We start from the raw sequence: 21027 nt of genomic DNA on the forward strand, positions 1-21027 counted from the left end.
AACCGATCCCTCATGGTGCAAATCGGCTACACAATGATGACCGAGCAGGCAGGCCCCCGAGCCCTCGTCGATGATCTCGTCGCCGCGGAACGGGCGGGCTTCGACTTCTCCGTGACCTCGGACCACTACTTCCCGTGGCTGGAGTCCCAGGGACATTCCCCGTACGCGTGGAGCGTGCTCGGCGCCGCGGCGCAGGCCACCTCGCGGATCCCGCTCATGACCTACGTGACCTGCCCGACCATCCGGTACCACCCCGCCGTCGTCGCCCAGAAGGCCGCGACGATGCAGCTCCTGTCCGAAGGCCGGTTCCGGCTCGGCCTCGGATCGGGTGAGAACCTCAACGAACATGTGGTCGGCGGTGGTTGGCCGTCCGCCAGGGTGCGGCTCGACATGTTCGAGGAGGCGGTCGGCATCATCCGTGCGCTGTTCACGGGCGACAACGTGAACCACGAGGGCACCCACTTCGACGTGGCCAACGCCCGGCTGTGGGACCTGCCCGACGAGCCCCCGCCCATCGGCATCGCGGTCTCCGGCGAGCGGTCCTGCGCGCTGGCCGGTGCGCTCGGGGATCTCGTCATCGCGACCGAGCCGAAGGCCGAGCTCCTGCAGTCCTTCGACCGGCACGGCGGCAGCGGCAAGCCCCGCGTCGGCCAGCTGCCCGTCTGCTACGACCCGGACAAGAACGCGGCGATCGCCCGCGCCCACGACCAGTTCCGCTGGTCCGTCGGCGGCTGGCCGGTCAATGCCGAACTGCCGGGCCCTGCCGCGTTCACCGGTGCGACGCAGTACGTCACACCGCAGGACATGGCGGAGAAGATCCCGTGCGGGAACGACGTGGACGAGTTCGTCGAAGCGGTGCGCCCCTTCGCCGAAGCCGGCTTCACGGAGATCGCCCTGGTCCAGGTGGGCGGCGATCACCAGCGGCCCTTCATCGACTGGGCCGAGAAGGAGCTGCTGCCCGCACTGCGCGCACTTTGACGGGTCGCATCCTTGGCTTTGCCGCCACCCCACGAGAGGAAACCCTGTGAACGTCTCACCCGACCCGACAGCACCTGACCCGGACGACGCTTCCGTGGATCACGTCCAGGTCGTGCTCAGCGAATGCTCCGTGGCCGACGCGGACACCGTGTTCAACGTCCTGCGGGCCCACTTCCCCTCCGATCGCGGTGCCGGCACCCCCCGCCAGACCGGCGATTCGGCGCCCAAGGTGTGGACCGGCGGCTTCATCGCGGCCCACAGCCCGGACCGCGGCCCGGGCGTCCTGCTCGCAGGACCGGTCACCACGACTTTGCAGGGCGGGCCGGTCGCCGTGGCGCGGCTGCGGGAAGCCCTGGACGCCGCGTTCGTCGTCACCGACCTCGGCGCCGCCTCCGGCGACCAGGAGATCGAGTCGCAACTCCGCCTGACCCGCCCCGAACACGGCGCACCGCCCGCCGAGGGGTGACCGCACCGGCTGATGCGTCAGCCCAAGGTCTGCGTCAGTTCGCTCCGGCCCGGTGCGTGCACGATGCGGCCGTACGCGCCGTTGACGATCGGCATGTACGGCGGCACGTGCCCGCACTCGACGTCGGCGATGATCGGCACGTCGAGGGAACCGAGCGCGTCGAGGACGGCCTCGTGCTGGCTGAGTGAACGGTTGTCCGGTGCGTCGGTCCGCGCGACGAGCACCGCGTTCGCCCGGTCGAAGAATCCGGCGAGCCGCATTCCGTGCAGGTTCCGGCAGATGGTGAACGCATCGTTGTCGGCCGCCTCCACGTAGACGAGGAGCCCCTCCGGTGCCTCGTCGCGCGCGAACGCGGAGACGTCGAGGTACGTCGTCCCCGCGAGATTGCACAGCATTTCGATGCAGCCGCCGATCAGCCGTCCCTCGGCCTCCACCGCGCCGCTCCCGTCCAGCCGGGTCCAGGTGCCTGCGGCGTCGAGCGTGTATTCGCGTACGTCGGGAAAGGTCGCGAAGTCGTCGAAGCCGGGGGATCGACGGCGGCCGGGAGGATGCTGGGCGAACCGGTGGCCCGGGGGCGCGGCGACGATGTCGAGCCAGGAACACAGCCCATCGGGAACGCGGTAGGGCGTGTCCATGAGGTTGTTGCCATGGATGGTCGCCGTGCCGGTGAGCAGGGTCAACGGCGTGATCAGGGTCGCTGTGTCGGAGAACCCGACGAGCCACGTGGGCTCCGCCGCCCGCAGCCTGTCCCAGTCGAGCAGGGGGAGCAGGTCGATCGCGGTCTCTCCGCCCCAGGGCGGCACGACGGCCTTGATGCCGGGGTCGGTCAGCATCGCCATCAGCTCGGCCGCCCGGTCGGCGGCCGGAGCGCTGACGTGCCCGGAGCCGTCCATGCACCGGCCGATGACGACCTCGTATCCACGGTCCCGGACGTCACGAACGGCGACCTCGAGGCGCGCACGCAGCTCCTTCGCGACCCCGCTCGACGGCGAGGTGACACCCACACGGTCGCCGGGGCGCAGGGGGGACGGGTAGCGGATGGCCATGCGCCGGATCGTCGCACGCCGGGCCGAGCCTGAGCCAGAGTTCAGCCTCCGGTGACCGAACCACCGGACCCCCCGGCGCCGTGGTCGAGTTGGTCGGCCAGACCGGCGAGATCGTCCGCGTACAGGTCGAAGCTGTCCGAGGAGGCGGGAGGGTCGCCGACGGGGCGCGCGACGTACGCGGTGCGCAGGCCGAGACGCTGGGCCGCGCGCAGGTCCCAGGCGTGCGCGGCGACCATCAACAGCCGCTCCGGTGGACGTCCGGAAACGGTGACGGCGAGCTGGTAGACCGCTGGGTCCGGCTTGTAGGTCCGCGCGTCTTGAGCGGACAGCGCCTGATGCCAGCGCAGTCCGGCGTGCGCGTTGAGCTCCAGCAGCGCCGTCCGGCCGGCGTTGGAGAGCCCGATCAGCGGGAATCGTTCGGCGAGTCGGGCGAGCCCGGCAACGGTGTCGGGCCACGGCGGGACCCTGCGACCCGACAGGGCCAGCTCCGCCACCGCGGCCGGGTCGTCGACTCCCGTGGTCTCGGCGACGAGCCGGGCGGCCTCCAGATCCAGGGCATCGCTCGGGAGATAGGGCCGGTCACCGTCGAGCATCCGACGCTGCTCATGACCGATGTGCTGCTGCCACAGCGCCAGAAGCTCCTCGATCCGAGGATCGTCGAGCGAGGGGTCGAGCCCACGAAGGCCGGCGCGGATACCGGCGGGTTCGTCGACGAGCGTGCCGAGCACGTCGAACACGACGGCATCGATCTCGAGCTCTGGCATGGGGGAGGTCTCCTGGTGCAGCGGGGGCGTGAGAGCAGTCGTCGGTCGAACACAGCGGGAGGCGCTGCGATTCCCGAACCGCGCCCGGACGGTTACCCGCGGGAACCATCACCGCCGCCGTATCCAGTTGCGCCGGTTGCCGCCGAATTGCCGCAGTCGGCCGGACAGCTTTCAGCCCTTGGCTTGAACAAGACCCCCCGAAACGGCCTCTGTTGATCTAGGGTCAGCAAAAAACTCCCTCAGTCGCAAGGGAGTTCGGCCTCAGGGAAAGGTTCACTGCTCGTGGCAGTCGTGTTCAAGGCCGTCGAGTGGAGTGCCCCATGGTGAGCCGTCCCGGCCTCTCCGCAGCCGGCCGCTCCCTCCTGTGGCTGACCGTCGTCGTCCTCATATCCGGCGGCGTCGGCGCGGCGGCAGTCGGCGCCGGGGCCGGCTCGCAGCGGTCCCTGACGGTCGGCCTTGCCACCCTCGGCGGCCTCCTGCTGGTCTGGGGTCTGCTGACCGTACGGCGGTTGGCCTCAGCGCAGGCGGAACGTGAGCGCCTGCTGCGGATGACGACGGCCCGCGATGCCGAAGTCGGGCATCTCGCGGCGGTGCGGATGCCGGCCATCGTGGAGCGCGTCAACGCGGGGCAGCGCCTCGACGGGGTCGCCGGGCCGCTCCGCTCGTCCGCCGAGCTCGGCGAGGACTTCGCCCGCGCCCTGGACACCGTGGCCGCCGCCCTGAGTTCCGATGAGGCGGTACGACGTGAGCGCGCGCTGCGGGACTCCGTACAAGCTGCGTTCGAGTCCGTCGCCCGCACCATGCACGCGATGGCCACCGTGCAGCAGCAGGTCCTCGACCAGATCGAGCGCGACATCGTCGACCCCCACCTGATGGCGCGGGTGATGAAGGCGGACCACGCGGCGGCGCAGATGACCCGCAAGGCACAGACGCTCCTGGTGATGTGCGGAGTCTGGCCGGCCCGCAGGGAGACCCAGCCCGTCTCCCTGTACGACTGCGTACGCGGTGCCATGTCGCGGATCGTCGAGTTCGGCCGCGTCGAGGTGCACGGCGGGCAGACCCTGTACGCGGCGCCTCCCGCGGTCGAGGGCCTGATGCACGCGCTCGCCGAACTCCTGGAGAACGCCACCGTGTTCTCGCCCTCACCCTCCAAAGTCATCGTGTCCGTACGGGAAGTGGGCGCCGGCGCGGTCATCGAGGTCGACGACGCCGGGCACGGCATGCCGCCGGACGTCCTGGAGCAGGCCACCGCACAGCTCACCGACGACCTGGACCTGGCCCGTCTCGGCGCGGTGCCCCGCCTCGGCCTGGCGTGCGTGGGCCGGTGGATGCGTGAACTCGGCTTCGACGTGCAGCTGTCCGGCACCTCCGCCTACGGCGGCACCCGGGCCGTCGCCTTCGTGCCGTACCGGCTGCTGACCGAGCCGCTGTCCAATCTGGCGAACCCCGCCCGCCCCGCCGTCGCCCAGAGCGCGGTGCCGCAGCAGCGCACCGGTGCGTACGACCCCGTACCGGCGCAGCAGCAGCCGGCAAGCGGGGGAGAGGGCCCGGAAGTCGGTGGCCTTCAGCCGACGGGCGCGGCGTCCGCGAGCAGCTCGGACGCCACGGCGGCCGGTCTGCCGCAGCGGCGCAGCCGCCGTACGGCCACCGGTTCGCCGGCCCGCCACGCGGCGCCGCCACCCGCCCCCGCCGCACCGGCCGAGCCGTGGACCCCGGAAGCCGCTCGGGCCTCGATCGCCAGCGTGGTGTCCGGCACCCTGCGCGGCCGGGCCCCGGCCACCGCGTACGACGAGACCGGGGACAGCGGGCAGCACCCCGCGCACAGCCGTCCCGCCCCCACGGCGGACGAACCGCCTTTCCCCAGCACCATGGATACACCTGACGGAGGCCAGCCGTGACCGGCACCATCGCTCGACTTCCCGACCTGGGATGGATGCTGCACCCGCTGATCGCGATCCCCGGAGTGCGGCACGCGGTCGTGGTCTCCGAGGACGGGCTCCGACTCGGCCACGCGTCCGCAGAGGACCTGTCGGGACCGGTTGCCGCGCTGAGCGTCGGCGAGGCGGAGGCGCTGTCGGCCGCGAGCGCGGCGATGACCATGACGGGCCGCTCGACCGCCGGGCTGCTGTTCGGCGAGGGGGCCAGGATCCGGCAGATCATGGTCGAGTCCGACCTCGGGTTCGTCCTCTTCACGCACGCCGGGGCCGGCGCCCAGCTCGGCGTCGCCACCGACACGGCAGCCGACGTGGGGCTTGTCGCCCAGCAGATGCAGCTCCTCGTCGCGAAGATCGGTGCCCAACTCAGCGCCCAGCCCCGGGAACAGGCCGCCCCCACGTCATGACGAACGGTCCTTGGGAACGAACCTCTCCCGTTCGCCCCTATGTGATCACCGGCGGGCGTGCCGAGTCCGAAGGTGGCCCGCTGTCCTGGGAGTCCCTGGTCATGGCCACCGACGCGGCATTCCCCGCCGCGCTGCAGCCGGAGCACCAGGCGATCCTCACGCACTGCCAGGGCCTGTTGTCGGTTGCCGAGGTCGCCGCCCACCTCGGACAGCCGCCCTCGGTCCTGCAGGTGCTGCTCGCCGATCTCCTGGAGTGGGGGCTGATCGTGACGCGCCCGCCCATCCCGCCGGCCGAACGTGCCGATGTGACCATGCTCAGAAAGGTTCTCAGTGGTCTCGAAAGCCGACTTTGAACCGTGGCCCGAGGCTCCCGTGCCCGCCGGCCCTCAGGCTTCACCGGGTTCCACCGGCAAGTACGTCGCGCAGAGCGTCACGGGCGCGGCGAAGATCCTCATCGTCGGCCCCCTGGGGGTGGGCAAGACCACCTTGATCGGCACGGTCTCGGAGATCAAACCGCTGTTCACCGAGGCCGTGATGACCCAGGCCGGCGCCCGTGTCGACGCTCCGGCGCACGGTACGAAGGACACCACGACCGTGGCTCTGGACTTCGGCCGGATCACCGTCGCCGGCGATCTGGTGCTCTACCTGTTCGGCACACCCGGCCAGCACCGCTTCCTGCCCGCCTGGCGCGATCTGGCCAAAGGAGCCCTCGGCGCGCTGGCGCTGATCGACCCGAGGGACGTGGCCGCGTCCTTCGACGTGCTCGGCCATCTCGAAGACCTCGGACTGCCGTTCGCGGTCGCCGTGAACGTCTTCCCGGACAGCCCCCAGCACCACGACGCCGAGCTGCGCAAGGCGCTCGATCTGCTGCCCGACACGCCCTTGGTGCTGTGCGACGCACGCGATCGGACCTCGTCCATCCAGGCGCTGATCGCGCTGATCCGCCACCTCATCCTTGCCGCCACGGAGACACCATGAGCACGCAGCCGCCCCCCTTCGCAGCGGACGGGTCCCGCTGCCCGGTCACCGGCGCCACCGCGAGCGGACCGACCGCGCTGTACGGGCCCGATCTCGACGGCGACATGATGCCCGCCCTCTATGAGCGGCTGCGGACCGCGTACGGGCCGGTCGCTCCGGTCGCCATCGCGCCGGGCATCGACGCCTGGCTGGTGCTCGGGCACCGCGAGCTGCTGCAACTGACGCGCGAGGAACAGGACTTCTCCCACGACCCTCGCCGCTGGACGCTGCTGCGGGAAGGCAGGGTCCCCGCCGACTCGCCACTGCTGCCCATGGTCGGCTGGCGCCCCGCGTTGCTGTTCACCGACGGCCAGCAGCACCGGCGGATGCGTACCGCCGTCGCCGACGCACTCGCCGGCATCAACGGGCATGAGCTGCGCCGCAGTGTCCGCGACATGGCCGAGAACCTGATCGCCTCGTTCGCGGGACGCGGCGAAGCCGACCTCGTCGCCCACTATGCGCGCCTGCTCCCGATGCAGGTGATCATCCAGCTGCTCGGCGTGGACCAGCACACCGGCCGCGCCCTGGTCGAGGCGATCGCCGGGACCGTCTCCGCCACCGCGCGCTCCGGCGACGCCAGCAAGCGCATGGCGCAGATCCTGCTCCAGCTGATCGACGACAAGCGGCGCAACCCCGGCGACGACGTCACCTCCGCCCTGCTGCACCACCCGGCCCGGCTCACCGACGAGGAAGTGCTGCACAACCTCGTGGTCATGTTCGTCGCCGGCAACCAGACCACGGTCAACTGGATCGCCACCTCGCTGCGCATCCTGCTGTGCGACCCCGCCTTCCGCTCCTCGCTGACCGGCGGACACCTGAGCGTGGACGACGCCCTCGACCTGGTCCTGTGGCGCTTCCCGCCCACCCAGAACTTCCCGGCCCGCTACGCCACCCGCGACATGACCTTCGGCGGACAGCCCATACGCGCCGGCGACATGCTCATCCTCGGGCTCGCCGCCGCCAACGCCGACCCGCAGATCCTGCCGCCCGACGGACAACCCGTCGTGGGCAACCGCTCGCACCTCGCTTTCAGCGCGGGCCCGCACACCTGCCCCGCCCAGGACCCGGCCAGGCTCATCACCCGCACCGCCATCGACACCATCCGCCACCGGCTGCCCGACCTCGAACTGGCCGTTCCCGAGAGCGAACTCGAGTGGGTCAAGTCCCCGTGGAGCCGGGGTCTGGCCAGCCTCCCGGTCCGCTTCAGCACCCCTCATCCCCGTACGGCACCGCCCCGGCACACACCCGCGGCACACAGCGGTCCCTCCCGATGAGCGTCGCCCCGCGTACCCGTCCCACCTCCACCAACTGAGCATCAGGAGCCCCTCGTTGGACACTTCTTCGGCGCAGACAGAGCGCACGCCTCAGCCCTCGGCGGATGCCGCGCACCGCATGGACCCGGCCGGCGGCTGCCCGCACGCGGCCAACGCCCGGCTGCTCGCCCGGGGCGCGGTCGCCTCCGTGGTGCTGCCCGGTGAGGTGGAGGGCATGGCCGTCCTCGGGCACGACGCGCTCAAGGAGTTCCTCGCCCACCCCGATGTCGCCAAGAGCGCCGCCCACTTCGCCGCCCTGCAGGCCGGACAGATACCCGAGGGCTGGCCGCTGAAGACGTTCGCCACGGTGCAGGGGATGACCACCGCGGACGGCGCCGATCACAAGCGCCTGCGCTCACTGATGAGCCGTGCCTTCACACCGCGCCGTATCGAAGCGCTCCGTCCGCGCATCGAGAAGCTGACCTCGGATCTGCTCGACAACCTCGCCCGCGCGGCCGAAGCCGGCGAGGGCGTGGCGGACCTGCGCACCCACTTCGCGCTGCCGCTGCCGATGGGCGTGATTTGTGAACTCCTCGGCGTGGACGAGGAACACCACGCCCGTCTGCACCACCTGTCCAACCAGATCGTCGCCACAGACATCAGCCCCGAGCAGTCCCTGGCGGCGAACCGGGAGATGATCGAAGTACTCGGCCAGGTCGCCGCCGCCCGTGCCAAGGACCCCGGGGACGACCTCACCTCCGCCCTGATCGCCGCCCGCGACGACGACGGCGGCCGGCTCAGCCCTCCCGAACTCATCGGCACCCTCATGCTGATGATCATCGCCGGGCACGAGACGACCCTGAACCTGATCACCAATGCCGTACGGGCCTTGTGCACGCACCGCGACCAGCTGGACCTGATCACCTCCGGCCAGGCGAGCTGGGCGGATGTCGTCGAGGAAACCCTGCGCTGGGACAGCCCCGTCAGCTATTTCCCGTTCCGCTACCCGACCCGCGACCTCACCTTCGACGGCACGGTCATCCCGCAGGGAACTCCGGTCCTCGCCGGCTACTCCGCCGCGGGCCGCGACCCTCAGGCCTTCGGCCCCGACGCCGACCAGTTCGACGTCAAACGCGACCGCACCAACCGCCACCTCTCGCTCGGTCACGGCGCGCACTACTGCCTCGGCGCCCCGCTCGCCCGTATGGAAGCCACCACCGCCCTCGAGCAGCTCTTCACGCGCTTCCCCGGCCTGGACCTCGCCGTCCAGGAGACCGAACTGCCGCGCCACGCCTCCTTCGTCGGCAACAGCGTTCAGCGCCTTCCCGTCCGGCTGAGTTGAGCGGACCGGCCGGCGAACTCCCGTCGGTGGATGAGCGGCAGGCCCTGTCTGCCGCTCATCGTCGGCTTGTATCCGCGGACGCCGATGGACGGTGTCTTGTTTCCGCTAATGTGCGATCCGGGCCTCCAAGGAGTCCCTTCCCTCGCTGCTCGAGACAGATATTTGCGGGAAAGGTACGCAGGGATGGTCACGGTCGAGGCTTTCTTGGACACGGCGCTGGAGATCACCGGGGTCACCGGCGTCGCAGTCGTTGACTTCCAGCAGCGCAGAGTCCTGGGCTCAGTGGATCGCGACAGCGGTCTGGACATGGACAAGGTCGCCTACGGCGACAGCGATGTCATGCGCGCCAAGCTGTACACGCTGGAACTCCTCGGCTACCGGCCGGACAGCGTCGAGGACATCCTGATCACCCTCGAACGCGAATTGCACATCATCCGGCCACTGCTGCGCCTTCGCGAAGGCGGCATCTTCGTCTACCTGGTCGTGGACCGTGAACAGGCCCTGCCGATCGAGGAACTCCGCAGCAGGATCCGCGCGTTGGAACCCCTCCTGGAGCTGTAGTGGCTCACGTCTCGCCGTCGGAAATTACCTTCGAGTAAGGTGACGGGACCATCGAAGGAGAGGCATGTCACCGTCATCTCGATCCCCGCTGCACCGGGACGGATTGCTGACGACGGCGGCCCTCGATACGGCGTATGACTCGGAGGGCCCCTCATGAAGACCCGGATCGAAGTCGGCGACAAGGTGGACGACTTCACGCTCCCCGACGAAACCGGCACACCCCGCACGCTGGGCGAGCTGCTCTCGCACGGACCGGTGGTGCTGTTCTTCTATCCCGCGGCCCTCACACCCGGCTGCACCGCGGAAGCCTGCCACTTCCGCGACCTCGCCGCGGAGTTCGCGGCCGTCGGCGCACAGCCCGTGGGCATCAGCGCCGACCCCGTCGCCCGCCAGCAGGAGTTCACCGAGCGCCACGAGCTCGGCATGCCGCTGCTGTCCGATCCCGACGGCACCGTACGGGAGAAGTTCGGCGTCGCCCGCGGCTTCTCCCTCGTACCGACGAAGCGCATCACCTTCGTGATCGGGACCGACCGCAGCGTGCTCGAGGTGATCCGCAGCGAGATCCGCATGGGCGTCCACGCCGACCGGGCCCTGGCCGCACTGCGCACGCGGACGTAGGACCGAGCCCGCCTCACTCCAAGGTCACATTTCCTGGCCGGCTTCGTACAGCGCACGGGTGATGCGCTTGTGGAGACCGGTCTGCGGTTCGCCCGGCGTGTTCGGTGCCGCGGCGACGATGACTTCGGCCAGATCGCGCATCTTGGTGTTGGTGTGCTGGGAGTGGCGGCGCAGCACCCGGAAGGCGAGATCGGCATCGATGCCGTACAGCGCCATGAGGATGCCGCGGGCCTGGTCGATGGTCGCCTGCGTGGCCCGCGCGCGCTCGATATCGCGTTCGGCGGCCTCGTTCGCCTCCTGGGTGACCGGGGCGGTGACGTCGATGTAGAAGCCGCGCAGGGTCACGACGACCCCCTCGTCGTCGAGGCGTCCGTCACCGACGGCCACGACCTTCAGGGCGGGGGCGGCGGCGTCGAGGATGCGGTGGTAGCAGGCGAAAGGATCCCCGGTTTCACGCGCGGTGGCGAGGACGGCGTCGATTCGGTCGACGTCGTCCGGATGCTGGTGCTTGCGCAGGAGCCTGTTGCTCGGTGTGACGGCGTCGGGTTCATAACCGTGCAGCCGGTACATCTCGTCGGACCACCACCAGGTGTCCTCGGCGAGTCGGTGGACGAACACCCCGGTCACTTCACCGGTGTTGTCCGTGGACTGCGGGGGCAGCTCCACTGTGATCAGCCTCCCTGCGTCCCCGTGGTGCGAAGGATGGACCGATGGGTGCGGGAGCACCTTCGGGCCTGTTCCCAAAGGGTAGACAGTCGATCACCATGCGGACATCCGTTCGGCGGTTTCGGTACAGGTGTACACCGTGGTTTCGGCACAGGCGTACACCTTGCGGCCTTCGGATCAGCCGGTCGTGGCCGCGGGCCGGGTGGGGGCGACGGCGACCGGTGTGCCGGTGGTGGATCCACGGGGGGTGCCGTGGAGGATGGCCCGTTCGGCGGCGGTGGCCTGTTCGGTCCACTCGGGCGCCAGAGCTGCGTAGGTGGTGACGTCGTGCCAGTGGCCCTGGGTGTGGAAGAGCTGGCGCAGCGTGGCCTCGGGGTGGAGGCCGGCGGCGAGCATGACGTCTTGCATACGGGTGTGATCGGCGCGGTGTCCGGCCCAGATGCGGTGCAGGCCCAACGGGCCGAATCCGTACGCCATCAGCAGGCGGCCCGCTTCATGACCGTGGCCGCGGACGGGGGAGTCGGGCAGCAGCACCAGGCTGGTGAGCATGGCGTTGCGGCCGTACTCCTCGACGAGCAGGCCCATGGTGCCGACCATGGTGTCCTGGCCGGGCGGACAGACGGCCAGGGTGTGTCGGCGTCGGGGGTGGGTGTAGGGCTGGGCGAGATGCCGGGCGAAAGCGTCCTGGGCCTGGCGGGCGTCCATACGGTCGATGCCGAGGTAGCGGGTGAGCAGCCGGTGGGTGTGGATGCGTTCGAAGGGCGCCAGGTCGGTGGCGCGCAGTTCGCGCAACCACAGGTGTTCGCCGTGCAGTTCGGGCAGGTGGTTCACCGGGCGGCTCCCGCCGTCGTGAGCCCGCGACCTGCTGCGTCGTCCGCGTCGCGGGGTGCGATGAGGGCTTCGAGGTCCACGTAGTAGCGGCCGGACGCGACCGGCGCGCCGAGCAGGATACGGCGTGCGGTGTCGGTGACCAGGGCGCCGCCCAGCATGACTCCGCTCGCGAGCTGGGGCCAGCTGGACAGGGTGTCGCCGATGCGGGTGAGGGCGTCGGTCATGGCCGGGCTGAGACGGCTCTCGTCGCAGATGCGCAGCAGATAGGCGAGGGTGTCCGCGGCGTCGAGGTCTCGTACGTCGCGGGCGCTCAGGTCCGCGCCGCGGCCGTGGAACAGCGGCCGCTCCGGCTCGAGGTCGAAGCGTTCGACGTCGAGCAGGCCCCGGTCGTTGGCGTCCATGAGGACCGGGACGCGACGCTCTCGGGCATGTTCGCGGGCGGCGGCCTTCACCCAGGGCGTGTCGCATTCCTCGACGAGCAGGTCGAGCGGGTGCTCCTGGTCGCCGAAGAAGGACTCGATGGTGTCGTCGGTGAGCCCGTCGTGCCAGAGCTCGATGTCGAGATAGGGGTCGATCTCGTACATCTGTCGGGCGCACAGCACGGTCTTGGGCAGGCCCAGATGGTGGACTCCGGCCCGCAGGCGGTTGAGGTTGCTCAGGGAGAGGGTGTCGAAGTCGGCGAGGCGGAACGATCCGCCGATGCCTTCCATCGCGCAGGTGAGTGCCGCACTGTTCCCCACCGAGAGGCCGATCACGGCGATCCGCCGCTCGAGCAGGCTCTGCTGCTGGGCGGCCGTGATCTTGTCGCGGTTACGGTCGGTGCGCACCCGGCGGAACTCCTGGCGCGGGAGCAGGTGCACCAGCCGCCCGGACCACGGGTACCAGGCCCAGGTGCCGTAGCGGCTGGGTTCGACGCCGTCGGTCAGCTCCTGCACGGCGGCGTCGAGTTCGGGCCCCGCCAGGTGGTCGCCGGGGCGCAAGCAGCGCGCCAGCTCGACGAGTTGCTCGTCGATGCGGTCGTGCACCTCGCGTACGGCGCCGGAGGCGAGCAGGGCCTTGAGTGCGGAGCGGTCGTCGGCCTCGGCGGGCCGCCACAGGACGGGCCGGGCAGTGGCCTGGTGCCTGGGGTGTTCGGGCGCGGGGCAGGGCCTGTTCCCCGGAACGTCGGTAAACGAATCGATCACGAGGCGGAAACTACCAGCGGCCGATCTTGGAAAGCCCTTACGCGCGGGAGGGCAATCGGTCGAATTCATGCGCGGACTTTCACTACCTCGCGCCCCCTGGAAACCCCTTCAGTAAAGGGCCGTTGAGCCAGGGGAGTGGCGCGATCGAAGAGTGATGTGCTTATCGTCTCAGCCCTGTTCTGCGAATTTCCGGCCATGGAGCCGGGGCGATGCCCCCGTCGCGCGCAGGGGAAGCATCTGCCCGTCTGCCTAGAGCGGTTCGTCCCCGCCTGCCGCCCACGAGAGCATGGCCGCGGGGTCGGCGTGAGCGGCCTGGCGGCGGTAGGTGTCGTAGGTGCCGGCGCCGACCAGCTGGCGCGCGGTGCTCTCGCCCGCCTCGCGCAGCGGCTGCACATCCGGTGCGCCGCGTTGGGGGTGGCCGACCGCGTCCCACAGCCGCTGCCCCGCGCCGGAGGCCAGTGCCGCGGAGCGGCCGTCGCCGTCGGCGGAGAACGACGCGGCCAGCATGTCCAGCCCCAGGGCGATCCCGAAGGTGTCGCCTATCTGCTGCTTGGAGTTGAGCATCGAGCGGGCGTGTTCCAGGGCGGCATCGCTGTGCTGCTCCCGTAGCGCGATCACACACAGCTGGTAGTCGGTGTAGGACCGGATCCAGTGTTCGCCCATCGCCACGCACTGGTCGCGCAGGGTGCCGGCCGCTTCGCGGCTCTGGTCGAGGAGCCCGAGGCCGGTGAGGGCGAACAGACGCAGCATCCTGCACATCATCGCGGCCTGCTCGGACGGTGCGGCGGGGCCGCCCTCCTCCTGTGCGTTGCGCAGGGCGTCGTCCAGGAGGTCCAGGGCCTGTTGGGCATTGCCCTGCAACAGATCGCTCATGGCCTGCAAGTAGGCGGCACGCAGCAGCCCGGAAGCGTTCTGATCACTGTGGGCCAGCGCCAGACACTGGCGGGCCAGGTGCGTTCCGGTGGCGTGATTGCCTTGCAGTAGATGCGTCAACCCCAGCGCCCAGATGGCCCGTTGCCGCATCTGCGCCTGCTGCCCGCTGTCCCCGGCTTGCAGGGCGCGGGCGAGATAGTGCTGGGCGGTGTGCGCGTGGCCGCAGCAGGTCCAGTAGAAGCCGGTCAGCGTGGCCAGTTCGAGCGCCTCGTCGACGCGGTGGGCGAGGAGATGGTCGAGGGCCGCGCACAGATCGGGGTGGGCGTCCTTGATCGTGCGGTACCAGCCCGTCTGCTCGGCGCTCGTCCAGGTGGTGTCGGCCTGCCGCGCCAGCGTGAGGAAATGGGAGGCGTGGGTCGTGGCCATCGAGTCCAGTTCCCCGAGCTGTTCGAGCCAGAACCGCCCGTACTCGCGCACCGTGTCGAGCAGCAGATAGCGGTTGGCGCGGTGGGTGACCACCGACTTGTCCACCAAGCCCGCGAGCGCGACCTCGACGTCGCGCACGGACAGTGGGCCGCCGGCACACAACGCCGCGGCCATCGGCTCGTCGAAATGCCCGAGAACGATCGACAGCCGGGCCCACAGCAGCCGTTCCTTGGGCGTGCACAGTTCGTGACTCCACCCCAGCGCGGTGCGCAGCACATCGTGCCGGCGCGGCGAGACGGGGTGCACGTGATCCGTTTCCTCGCGGCTCAGATCGTTGCGGGGATGCCGCAGAAGCTCCTCGATACTGCTGTGGCGCAGCGCCCCGGCGGCCAGCTCCAGGGCGAGGGGCAGACCGTCGAGATACGTGCACAGTTCGGTCACCCGGTTCAGTTCACCGGGCTCGGGCAGTACGCCCATCTGGGTCGCACGCTGCAGGAACAGTTCCGCGGCATCGGTCGCGACCGGCAGCGGCTCGACCGGCACGACGTACTCGCTGTCGAGATGGAACACCTCCCGGCTGGTGGCCAGGATCGTCAGGTGCGGGCACTGGTCGAGGAGTATCTCCACCAGCCGGCGGCAGGCCGGCAGCACATGCTCACAGGAGTCGAGAACGATCAGCAGATCGCGGTCGCCGATCCACTGGCAGATGGCGTCCAACGGCATCCGGGGCGTGTGATCGGACAACCCGCACGCATCCGCGACCAGGGCCGCGAGCATCCGCTCTTCGGGCAACTGCCACAGATCGGCCCAACTGCTCTCGCTGCCGCCGGCGGTCTGTTCGAGCTCCACGACCTGCCGGGCCAGACGGCTCTTGCCGACCCCGGCCACACCGGTCAGCGTGATCAGGCGATGCACCTTCAACGCGCTCTGTAAATCGGCCAGTTCCCGATCTCGCCCGATGAACACGGCCACCCTCCCCGCCCGTACGACCAGGTTCGCCTGCCGCCGCGCGCCGTCCGCGTACGTCGACGCCATGCACCGTCCGCGTACGAGGACGACATGCGCCGTCCGCGTACGTCGACGCCATGCACCGTCCGCGTCCGACGAACCGCACAGCCGCGTGGCGGATCGCATGCCGCAGCATGAGGCCGAACCCCTTCCACAACCTTGCAGGCATCCTGGCAGCCCTGCCCCCTCCACGGAATAGCGAAGTCGCAAACCCGGGGGCGGCGTCGACGCACGCTATGACGAGTTGGAGCGCCTGCCCGCCCTCGACGACGGCATTCAGCCCGATCCGGAGCGCTGCACGAGCGAGGTGGGTGGGGGGGCGGGCGCGACCCCCCCCCCCGCCCCCCCCCCCCCCGCCACGGGCGGTCCCCAGGCCGGCCGTACGTCAGGCCCGCCTGCCTCCGGCGCGAGCCGGCTACTCACAAGCCGCCGATGAGCGCGCCGCCGGGCCGAATTGCTGTGGCTCGACGGGCTGCGCGGAGTCGAGGACCCGGGCGAGGTCAGCGGCTGTCCTGCCGGCCATCTGCTCTTCCAGAGTGCCGCTGGACGTATCCGCGAGGGCGCGGGCCTCGGTGGCCGACTGGTTCTTTCCTTCGCTCTCGCCCTGGCCGAGGAGACCGCCGTCGAAGGGCATGGTGGAACCGGTGCCCAGACCCCGCCAACCGGCGGGAACGCTGTCGCCTTCGCTGCACCTGGCGGGTTCCCACTGAATGGCCATGACGTACGTGTGGCCGAGCTCGATCCGGGAGTCGCCTTCCCCTGCCATCTTGATGCGGTTGGCGGTACTGCCGTCCTTGAAGTGCCATCCGTAGGCGGTCCAGGCGAAGGCCGAAGGGGCTTGGGTCGCGCCGGGACGCGACCACAGGACATTGGCCACGCGTAGTTCCACGTTGCGCAGCAACAACCCCTCGCCGCGCTGGAGTTCGGTTTCGGCCGGGGCGATCTCCTTCTCGGAGACGGGGGTGACCACGACGACGTGGTCGGCGTAGGTCACCCAGTCGGTGGCCGTCTCGCTCGGCCGGCGGTCACTGCCGTGCGCGATGGTGATCTCTTCAGGCTTGGCCTGAGCCGTGGCGTCGGTGTCGGTGTGCCGGTTCGTGAGGATCGCGGCTGTCAGCGCAACGGTGAGGGTACTGACCAGGGCGATCATGCGCAGAATGTGTCTCATGCGGTGCGTCTCCCGTCAGTAAGCGCCGTTGATGTTCTCTTTGTTGTTCGCGCCGAGCCGGTCCCCGTAGGACGTCTCTTTCTTCATGCAGCCCAGAGCGCTGTTCTGGTTGCCGAGCGCGGGAGAAGCGTTCTGGCCGTGCAGCAGCCCGACCGCGTGGCCCGTCTCGTGGCAGGTGAGCCCCGGTGTGTAGCTGCCGGCACCTTCGATACGGACGTACTGCTGGTCGCATTGGAAGGTGCCGACGGCGTCGTTGCACCAGGTGATGCCTTCGTTGCTGCCCGGGACGCCTTGCTCCTGGTAGATGATGTCCGTCTCGCTGCTTCCCGAGAAGGACGGCGAGAAGGTCACGCTGACCGAGAGATCGGTGGGCTGGTACTCGGCGGACATCACGTTGACGAGGGTGTCGAAGTCGCCTGCCTCGAGCTGGTTGTCGCCCGCGCTGTCCGCGTAGTAGGACACCTGCGCGTTGTCGGTCCGGCAGACACGACCACCTACGCCGCCGTCTCCGGGCTCGTTGCAGGCGTACGAGTAGTTGTTGGTCGGGGTGAGGTTGTCAGTGGTGGCGGCCCAGGTGATGCCGGCGGCCGTCACGATGGCGGCGACGATGAACGTGAGAAGGCTGCTGGACCGGCGGGTCCATCTCGGTAAGGTCGAAAGCACGGTTCCCCTCGTCTGAGCAAGTGCGTACAGGACGGACAGGAATGTGCCGCGAGGCGGACCCGCTCCGACGGAATCGTCACGCCGAGTCGGTGGGTGATGCGTGCATGGTGTCGCCGTGGCCCCCCGCGCAACACGAGCCCCAAGTACCGCACGTACGTTCGCAGTTGGTCAATGGGGCTCGGGCGATCAACCGGATCGGCGGGGTGATTCTGCGCCCGCCGGGTGTCTCGCAGATGGCTGCGGGCATCCAGACAGGTCGGGGATGCAGCGATTCCCCGTCGGCAACGGATCGGCACTGCACGTGTGGTCGGTAATCGTACGGCTCGCTGATCGTGCTCGACCTCGACCTCGAACTGGGCCACGGATGAGCGAATACGCCTGGCCGACCTTGCCCGCCAGGTCGCTTGCCACTTCGCCGCCCTCCTCATCGGGTCCGGCTTCAGATCATCGCCTCAGCGATCCACGACCCATTGCCCATCCCTCGGCCAGGACCCTGTCGCGACAATGCGCTCCGCAAGCCCGTATGCCACATCGATGGGGACGGTGTCGCGGTCCGGGTACGCATCGTGCTGCCCGTTGGACAGAACAAACCCCTCGCTCGATCCCTCAGCTTCTGGGTCCACGGCATGCTCGCCAGCATCGTCCGGGCCCTCGAGCAGCACCACCATCGCCCGCTCGCCATTCGTCACGAAGGTCAGCGAGCGACCGGCCGAACCGGTCAGCGATGTCTCGGACAAGCCCGTGTCGAACCTCGCCCGAAGAATCTCTGACACCACGTCGGACGACACCGCGGTAGTTCCGCCGTCATCGATCACCCAAGACTCGACCATGAGCACGACGATCTCACGGACGGATCTACGAGACAGGCCCAGCCCTGACCCGTTTCGCGGACAAGTCGGCTGCAAGGTCGGCCAGAGCAACCAGGTCAACACGGGGGCGTGGGCCGTTCCTCACCTTCCGGCCTGCGGGCCCAGGAACGCCCCGCAAGCAGCCCAACACCCCGCCAACACCATGGGAAAGCGCGCCCCGGACGGCTCGCGCGTGGCGGCGATAGCCTGCGGTTCTATCCCGGAGGGGGACCAGTGAGTGTTGATGCAGACCGATCGGTCCGGGTCGCTGCCATGCAAGAAATGGCCCGGCCCGTCTGGGAGGTGACCGGCGACTCGGATGCGCTCCAGCAGTTCCTCAAGGACAACGGATGTCACGGTGTGGAAGCCGTGTTGGTGACCATGGGGCTCTTGAACTGCGATCTTCCCGAGGCTCAGCGCGCCTTCTCCAGCGCCCCGAGCCGCCGCCCTTGACCCAGGAGGCCCACACCCCCGCTTGATCACTTGCCGGGCGGGTACCAGTGCTCCATGGTCACCAATGCCGCCGCACCCTCCAACGGATACGTACAGCCCGAAGTCGACATCCCGGCCCTGGCCGAGCTGCTCGACGGTGAGTACGCCGAGGTCCGTGCCCTCGTCCGCGCCAACCTCGTCACGCACGCCTCCGTCCTCGAGGAGGCCGAGAGTCTCGGGTTCGACGAGTTCCGTGAGCGCGTGCGCGAGCTGGTCGTCACCATGGCGGCGACCGGGCAGACGGGCATGGGCTTTCCCCAGGAGTACGGCGGCGGGGGCGACGTCGGTGCGTCGATCGCCGCGTTCGAGACCCTCGCGTTCGGTGATCTGTCGGTGCTGGTGAAGGTCGGGGTGCAGTTCGGTCTCTTCGGGGGCGCGCTCCTGCAGCTGGGCACCGAGCGCCACCACAAGGCGTACCTGCCGGATGTGATCTCCGGGAAGCTCATGGGCTGCTTCGCGATGACGGAGACCGGACACGGCTCGAACGTGCAGGCGCTGGGCACGGTGGCCACGTACGACGCCGAGCGCCAGGAGTTCGTCATCACGACCCCCGATGATCACGCGCGTAAGGACTACATCGGCAACGCCGCCCGGCACGCCCGACTGGCGGTCGTCTTCGCCCAGTTGGAGCTGGACGGCGGCCGGTCCGAGGGTGTGCACGCTTTCGTCGTCCCGATCCGCGTCGACGGCGAGGTGGCGCCCGGCGTCCGTATCGAGGACGACGGACGCAAGATGGGTCTCAACGGCGTGGACAACGGGCGGATCTGGTTCGACGGGGTGCGCGTGCCGCGCGAGGCACTGCTCAACCGCTTCGCCGACGTCAGCCCCGAAGGCACCTACAGCAGCCCGATCGAAAGCCCCGACCGCCGCTTCTTCACCATGCTCGGCACCCTCGTCCAAGGCAGGGTCAGCGTCGGCGGCGGCGCGGTCAACGCCAGTAAGGTCGCGCTGGCGATCGCCACGAAGTACGCGGTGCGCAGGCGCCAGTTCGAGGCAGACGCGGAGGCCGGGGAACAGCTGCTCCTCGACTACGGGATGCACCAGCGCCGACTGCTCCCGCTGCTCGCGCACACGTACGCGCTGCACTTCGCGCAGGACGTCGTCCGCACCCAGCTGCACGAGGTCTTCTCCGGCATCAAGGACGACGAGCGGGCACGGCGGGAGCTGGAGTCGCGGGCCGCGGGCACCAAGGCGCTCGCCACCTGGCACGCCACGCGCACCATCCAGGAGTGCCGTGAGGCGTGCGGCGGCGCCGGCTACCTGGCAGTCAACCGGTTCGCGGCCCTCAAGGCCGACAGCGATATTTTCACCACCTTCGAGGGCGACAACCATGTGCTGCTGCAGCTCGTCGCGAAGGGCCTGCTCACGCACTACGCGAGCGAGTTCGAGGACATGGACCAGCTGGGCATGGTCCGGTTTGTCACGGGTCTCGCCGTCGAGACGGTCATCGAGAGGACGTCGGCACACAAACTCCTCGAGCGGGTGCGCGACCTGCTGCCCGGCGGTGACGACTGGGACCAGGAGGCGGGGCTGCTCGACACCCGATACCAGCTGGCCATGCTCCGCTATCGCGAGGAACACATGCTCGCCGGTGTCGCCCGGCGGCTCAAGCGCGGCGTCGAGGACCAGAAGGTGCACCCGGGCACGGTGTTCTCCCGGGTGCAGGACCATGTCATCGCCGTGGCCCGCGCCCACATGGAACGCCTGGTGCTCGAGGCGTTCGCCGACAAGCTGCGGGCGATGCCCGACAGTGACAACAAGGTGGCGCTCGGCCTGCTGTGCGACCTCTCCGCCCTGACCACGATCGAAGCGGACCGGGCCTGGTTCATGGAGCACGGTCGGCTGACCGTCCAGCGCTCCAAGGCCATCAGCCGCGAGGTGAACGACCTCTGCCGCAAGGTCCGGCCGATCGCGGTCGACCTCGTCGACGCCTGGGGCATCCCCTCGGAGATGCTCCGCTCGCCCGACCTGATCGGATAGCCACGACACGCCTCGAGGGCGGCACCGTGGTGGTGCCGCCCTCGCGTGGTCATCCGCGCCCGTCAGCTCTGGGGACGGCTCCCGTGGTTGGCGCCGTTCTTGCGGCGGGCCCTCTTCTTGCGGCGTCGCTTCGAGGACATCGATACCTCCGTGTGCTGGGCTGCTCCCGGTCGGTCCCGGGCGTTCAGACGCCGCCTACCCTGGAGAATGTCGCGCAAGACGTGGCCTATGTCACCTGATGGGGCGGATGTGTGTCCACGTGAACGGATTGCCCGTCGCGACCCGTGTCACCGGCCCGGCAACTGCGCGGCCACGAAGGCCTGCTGGACGCGCCGGATCGTGTGGCGCTGGCCGTCGGGCAGACGGAAGACCTCGGTGACCGGAGCGCTGATCAGTTCGGTGTACTCGCTGCACACCCCGACGTCGGGGTTGCCTCGGGAGGTACGGGACCAACAGCACGGCGCCCCCCCCCCCGGCCCCCGCCCCCCCCCCCGCGGCCCCG

At 69.7% G+C, this 21027-nt stretch carries 23 protein-coding genes; 12 read left to right on the top strand and 11 right to left on the bottom strand.

Annotated elements, in window-relative coordinates:
* Positions 1 to 12: 12 nt before the first annotated feature.
* Together JAO81_RS10840 and JAO81_RS10845 are read left to right on the top strand one after the other, a co-directional pair.
* Positions 13 to 978, top strand: a complete 966-nt coding sequence (locus JAO81_RS10840; protein ID WP_199547564.1) for an LLM class F420-dependent oxidoreductase — start codon at positions 13 to 15, stop codon at positions 976 to 978.
* A gap of 46 nt (positions 979 to 1024) precedes the next feature.
* Complete coding sequence (locus tag JAO81_RS10845; protein ID WP_307813293.1) at positions 1025 to 1444, top strand: hypothetical protein; 420 nt, start codon at positions 1025 to 1027, stop codon at positions 1442 to 1444.
* 17 nt (positions 1445 to 1461) lie between these two features.
* On the opposite strand, the gene JAO81_RS10850 is transcribed toward JAO81_RS10845, so the two are convergent.
* Both JAO81_RS10850 and JAO81_RS10855 read right to left on the bottom strand, forming a co-directional pair.
* On the bottom strand, positions 1462 to 2490 hold the full coding sequence (locus JAO81_RS10850; protein WP_199547565.1) for a S66 peptidase family protein: 1029 nt from the start codon (positions 2488 to 2490) through the stop codon (positions 1462 to 1464).
* Between the two features lie 41 nt (positions 2491 to 2531).
* Positions 2532 to 3254 (bottom strand): haloacid dehalogenase type II, encoded by a 723-nt coding sequence (locus JAO81_RS10855; protein WP_199547566.1) that lies wholly within the window; start codon positions 3252 to 3254, stop codon positions 2532 to 2534.
* Positions 3255 to 3574: 320 nt separating this feature from the next.
* On the opposite strand from JAO81_RS10855, the gene JAO81_RS10860 reads away from it, so the two are divergent.
* From JAO81_RS10860 to JAO81_RS10895, 8 genes are all read left to right on the top strand, one after another.
* Complete coding sequence (locus tag JAO81_RS10860; RefSeq protein ID WP_199547567.1) at positions 3575 to 5152, top strand: ATP-binding protein; 1578 nt, start codon at positions 3575 to 3577, stop codon at positions 5150 to 5152.
* The gene (locus tag JAO81_RS10865; RefSeq protein WP_165337001.1) at positions 5149 to 5595 is read left to right on the top strand and encodes a roadblock/LC7 domain-containing protein; all 447 of its coding nucleotides are present in this window, start codon (positions 5149 to 5151) and stop codon (positions 5593 to 5595) included. Before JAO81_RS10860 ends, JAO81_RS10865 begins: the two co-directional genes overlap by 4 nt.
* On the top strand, positions 5592 to 5948 hold the full coding sequence (locus JAO81_RS10870; protein ID WP_165337000.1) for a DUF742 domain-containing protein: 357 nt from the start codon (positions 5592 to 5594) through the stop codon (positions 5946 to 5948). Before JAO81_RS10865 ends, JAO81_RS10870 begins: the two co-directional genes overlap by 4 nt.
* Before the next feature lie 19 nt (positions 5949 to 5967).
* Positions 5968 to 6573, top strand: coding sequence for an ATP/GTP-binding protein (locus JAO81_RS10875; protein ID WP_199547568.1), 606 nt, complete (start codon positions 5968 to 5970; stop codon positions 6571 to 6573).
* On the top strand, positions 6570 to 7886 hold the full coding sequence (locus JAO81_RS10880; protein WP_199547569.1) for a cytochrome P450: 1317 nt from the start codon (positions 6570 to 6572) through the stop codon (positions 7884 to 7886). Before JAO81_RS10875 ends, JAO81_RS10880 begins: the two co-directional genes overlap by 4 nt.
* Before the next feature lie 118 nt (positions 7887 to 8004).
* Positions 8005 to 9207, top strand: coding sequence for a cytochrome P450 (locus JAO81_RS10885; RefSeq protein ID WP_199547607.1), 1203 nt, complete (start codon positions 8005 to 8007; stop codon positions 9205 to 9207).
* A gap of 183 nt (positions 9208 to 9390) precedes the next feature.
* Positions 9391 to 9768 (top strand): hypothetical protein, encoded by a 378-nt coding sequence (locus tag JAO81_RS10890; RefSeq protein ID WP_165334041.1) that lies wholly within the window; start codon positions 9391 to 9393, stop codon positions 9766 to 9768.
* A 153-nt stretch (positions 9769 to 9921) separates the two neighbouring features.
* Entirely contained in the window at positions 9922 to 10386 is a 465-nt protein-coding gene (locus tag JAO81_RS10895) for a peroxiredoxin (protein WP_233415180.1), read from the top strand.
* A gap of 24 nt (positions 10387 to 10410) precedes the next feature.
* On the opposite strand, the gene JAO81_RS10900 is transcribed toward JAO81_RS10895, so the two are convergent.
* From JAO81_RS10900 to JAO81_RS10930, 7 genes are all read right to left on the bottom strand, one after another.
* A complete protein-coding gene (locus tag JAO81_RS10900) occupies positions 10411 to 11052 on the bottom strand; it encodes a PAS and ANTAR domain-containing protein (protein WP_199547570.1) in 642 nt (213 codons plus the stop codon).
* 177 nt (positions 11053 to 11229) lie between these two features.
* Positions 11230 to 11883, bottom strand: coding sequence for a GNAT family N-acetyltransferase (locus JAO81_RS10905; protein WP_199547571.1), 654 nt, complete (start codon positions 11881 to 11883; stop codon positions 11230 to 11232).
* Positions 11880 to 13067, bottom strand: a complete 1188-nt coding sequence (locus tag JAO81_RS10910) for a ThiF family adenylyltransferase (RefSeq protein ID WP_307813294.1) — start codon at positions 13065 to 13067, stop codon at positions 11880 to 11882. The genes JAO81_RS10905 and JAO81_RS10910 overlap by 4 nt, the downstream gene beginning before the upstream one ends.
* A gap of 249 nt (positions 13068 to 13316) precedes the next feature.
* Positions 13317 to 15500: an NB-ARC domain-containing protein gene (locus tag JAO81_RS10915; protein ID WP_199547573.1), complete on the bottom strand. Its 2184-nt coding sequence runs from the start codon at positions 15498 to 15500 to the stop codon at positions 13317 to 13319.
* A 289-nt stretch (positions 15501 to 15789) separates the two neighbouring features.
* Positions 15790 to 16542, bottom strand: coding sequence for a hypothetical protein (locus JAO81_RS10920; protein ID WP_199547574.1), 753 nt, complete (start codon positions 16540 to 16542; stop codon positions 15790 to 15792).
* 15 nt (positions 16543 to 16557) lie between these two features.
* Positions 16558 to 17205: a hypothetical protein gene (locus JAO81_RS10925; protein ID WP_233415181.1), complete on the bottom strand. Its 648-nt coding sequence runs from the start codon at positions 17203 to 17205 to the stop codon at positions 16558 to 16560.
* Between the two features lie 452 nt (positions 17206 to 17657).
* Entirely contained in the window at positions 17658 to 18035 is a 378-nt protein-coding gene (locus JAO81_RS10930) for a hypothetical protein (protein WP_199547575.1), read from the bottom strand.
* Between the two features lie 300 nt (positions 18036 to 18335).
* On the opposite strand from JAO81_RS10930, the gene JAO81_RS10935 reads away from it, so the two are divergent.
* Together JAO81_RS10935 and JAO81_RS10940 are read left to right on the top strand one after the other, a co-directional pair.
* Complete coding sequence (locus JAO81_RS10935; RefSeq protein WP_199547576.1) at positions 18336 to 18506, top strand: hypothetical protein; 171 nt, start codon at positions 18336 to 18338, stop codon at positions 18504 to 18506.
* A gap of 54 nt (positions 18507 to 18560) precedes the next feature.
* Positions 18561 to 20525, top strand: coding sequence for an acyl-CoA dehydrogenase family protein (locus JAO81_RS10940; RefSeq protein ID WP_199547577.1), 1965 nt, complete (start codon positions 18561 to 18563; stop codon positions 20523 to 20525).
* Positions 20526 to 20587: 62 nt separating this feature from the next.
* On the opposite strand, the gene JAO81_RS43940 is transcribed toward JAO81_RS10940, so the two are convergent.
* On the bottom strand, positions 20588 to 20665 hold the full coding sequence (locus tag JAO81_RS43940; protein WP_374104540.1) for a 50S ribosomal protein bL37: 78 nt from the start codon (positions 20663 to 20665) through the stop codon (positions 20588 to 20590).
* A 147-nt stretch (positions 20666 to 20812) separates the two neighbouring features.
* Positions 20813 to 20941: a hypothetical protein gene (locus tag JAO81_RS43375; RefSeq protein ID WP_267913002.1), complete on the bottom strand. Its 129-nt coding sequence runs from the start codon at positions 20939 to 20941 to the stop codon at positions 20813 to 20815.
* Positions 20942 to 21027: the final 86 nt, after the last annotated feature.

Source organism: Streptomyces sp. N35, from assembly GCF_016464295.1.
In the GTDB taxonomy this organism is placed as follows: Bacteria; Actinomycetota; Actinomycetes; order Streptomycetales; family Streptomycetaceae; genus Streptomyces.

Coding starts and splice junctions, on each gene's coding strand:
- JAO81_RS10860 (WP_199547567.1), top strand. CDS start 3,575: ATGGTGAGCCGTCCCGGCCTCTCCGCAGCCGGCCGCTCCCTCCTGTGG.
- JAO81_RS10935 (WP_199547576.1), top strand. CDS start 18,336: ATGGCCCGGCCCGTCTGGGAGGTGACCGGCGACTCGGATGCGCTCCAG.
- JAO81_RS10850 (WP_199547565.1), bottom strand. CDS start 2,490: ATGGCCATCCGCTACCCGTCCCCCCTGCGCCCCGGCGACCGTGTGGGT.
- JAO81_RS10885 (WP_199547607.1), top strand. CDS start 8,005: ATGGACCCGGCCGGCGGCTGCCCGCACGCGGCCAACGCCCGGCTGCTC.
- JAO81_RS10940 (WP_199547577.1), top strand. CDS start 18,561: ATGGTCACCAATGCCGCCGCACCCTCCAACGGATACGTACAGCCCGAA.
- JAO81_RS10920 (WP_199547574.1), bottom strand. CDS start 16,542: ATGAGACACATTCTGCGCATGATCGCCCTGGTCAGTACCCTCACCGTT.
- JAO81_RS10855 (WP_199547566.1), bottom strand. CDS start 3,254: ATGCCAGAGCTCGAGATCGATGCCGTCGTGTTCGACGTGCTCGGCACG.
- JAO81_RS10870 (WP_165337000.1), top strand. CDS start 5,592: ATGACGAACGGTCCTTGGGAACGAACCTCTCCCGTTCGCCCCTATGTG.
- JAO81_RS10895 (WP_233415180.1), top strand. CDS start 9,922: ATGAAGACCCGGATCGAAGTCGGCGACAAGGTGGACGACTTCACGCTC.
- JAO81_RS43940 (WP_374104540.1), bottom strand. CDS start 20,665: ATGTCCTCGAAGCGACGCCGCAAGAAGAGGGCCCGCCGCAAGAACGGC.
- JAO81_RS10840 (WP_199547564.1), top strand. CDS start 13: ATGGTGCAAATCGGCTACACAATGATGACCGAGCAGGCAGGCCCCCGA.
- JAO81_RS10890 (WP_165334041.1), top strand. CDS start 9,391: ATGGTCACGGTCGAGGCTTTCTTGGACACGGCGCTGGAGATCACCGGG.
- JAO81_RS10930 (WP_199547575.1), bottom strand. CDS start 18,035: ATGGTCGAGTCTTGGGTGATCGATGACGGCGGAACTACCGCGGTGTCG.
- JAO81_RS10880 (WP_199547569.1), top strand. CDS start 6,570: ATGAGCACGCAGCCGCCCCCCTTCGCAGCGGACGGGTCCCGCTGCCCG.
- JAO81_RS10915 (WP_199547573.1), bottom strand. CDS start 15,500: ATGCGATCCGCCACGCGGCTGTGCGGTTCGTCGGACGCGGACGGTGCA.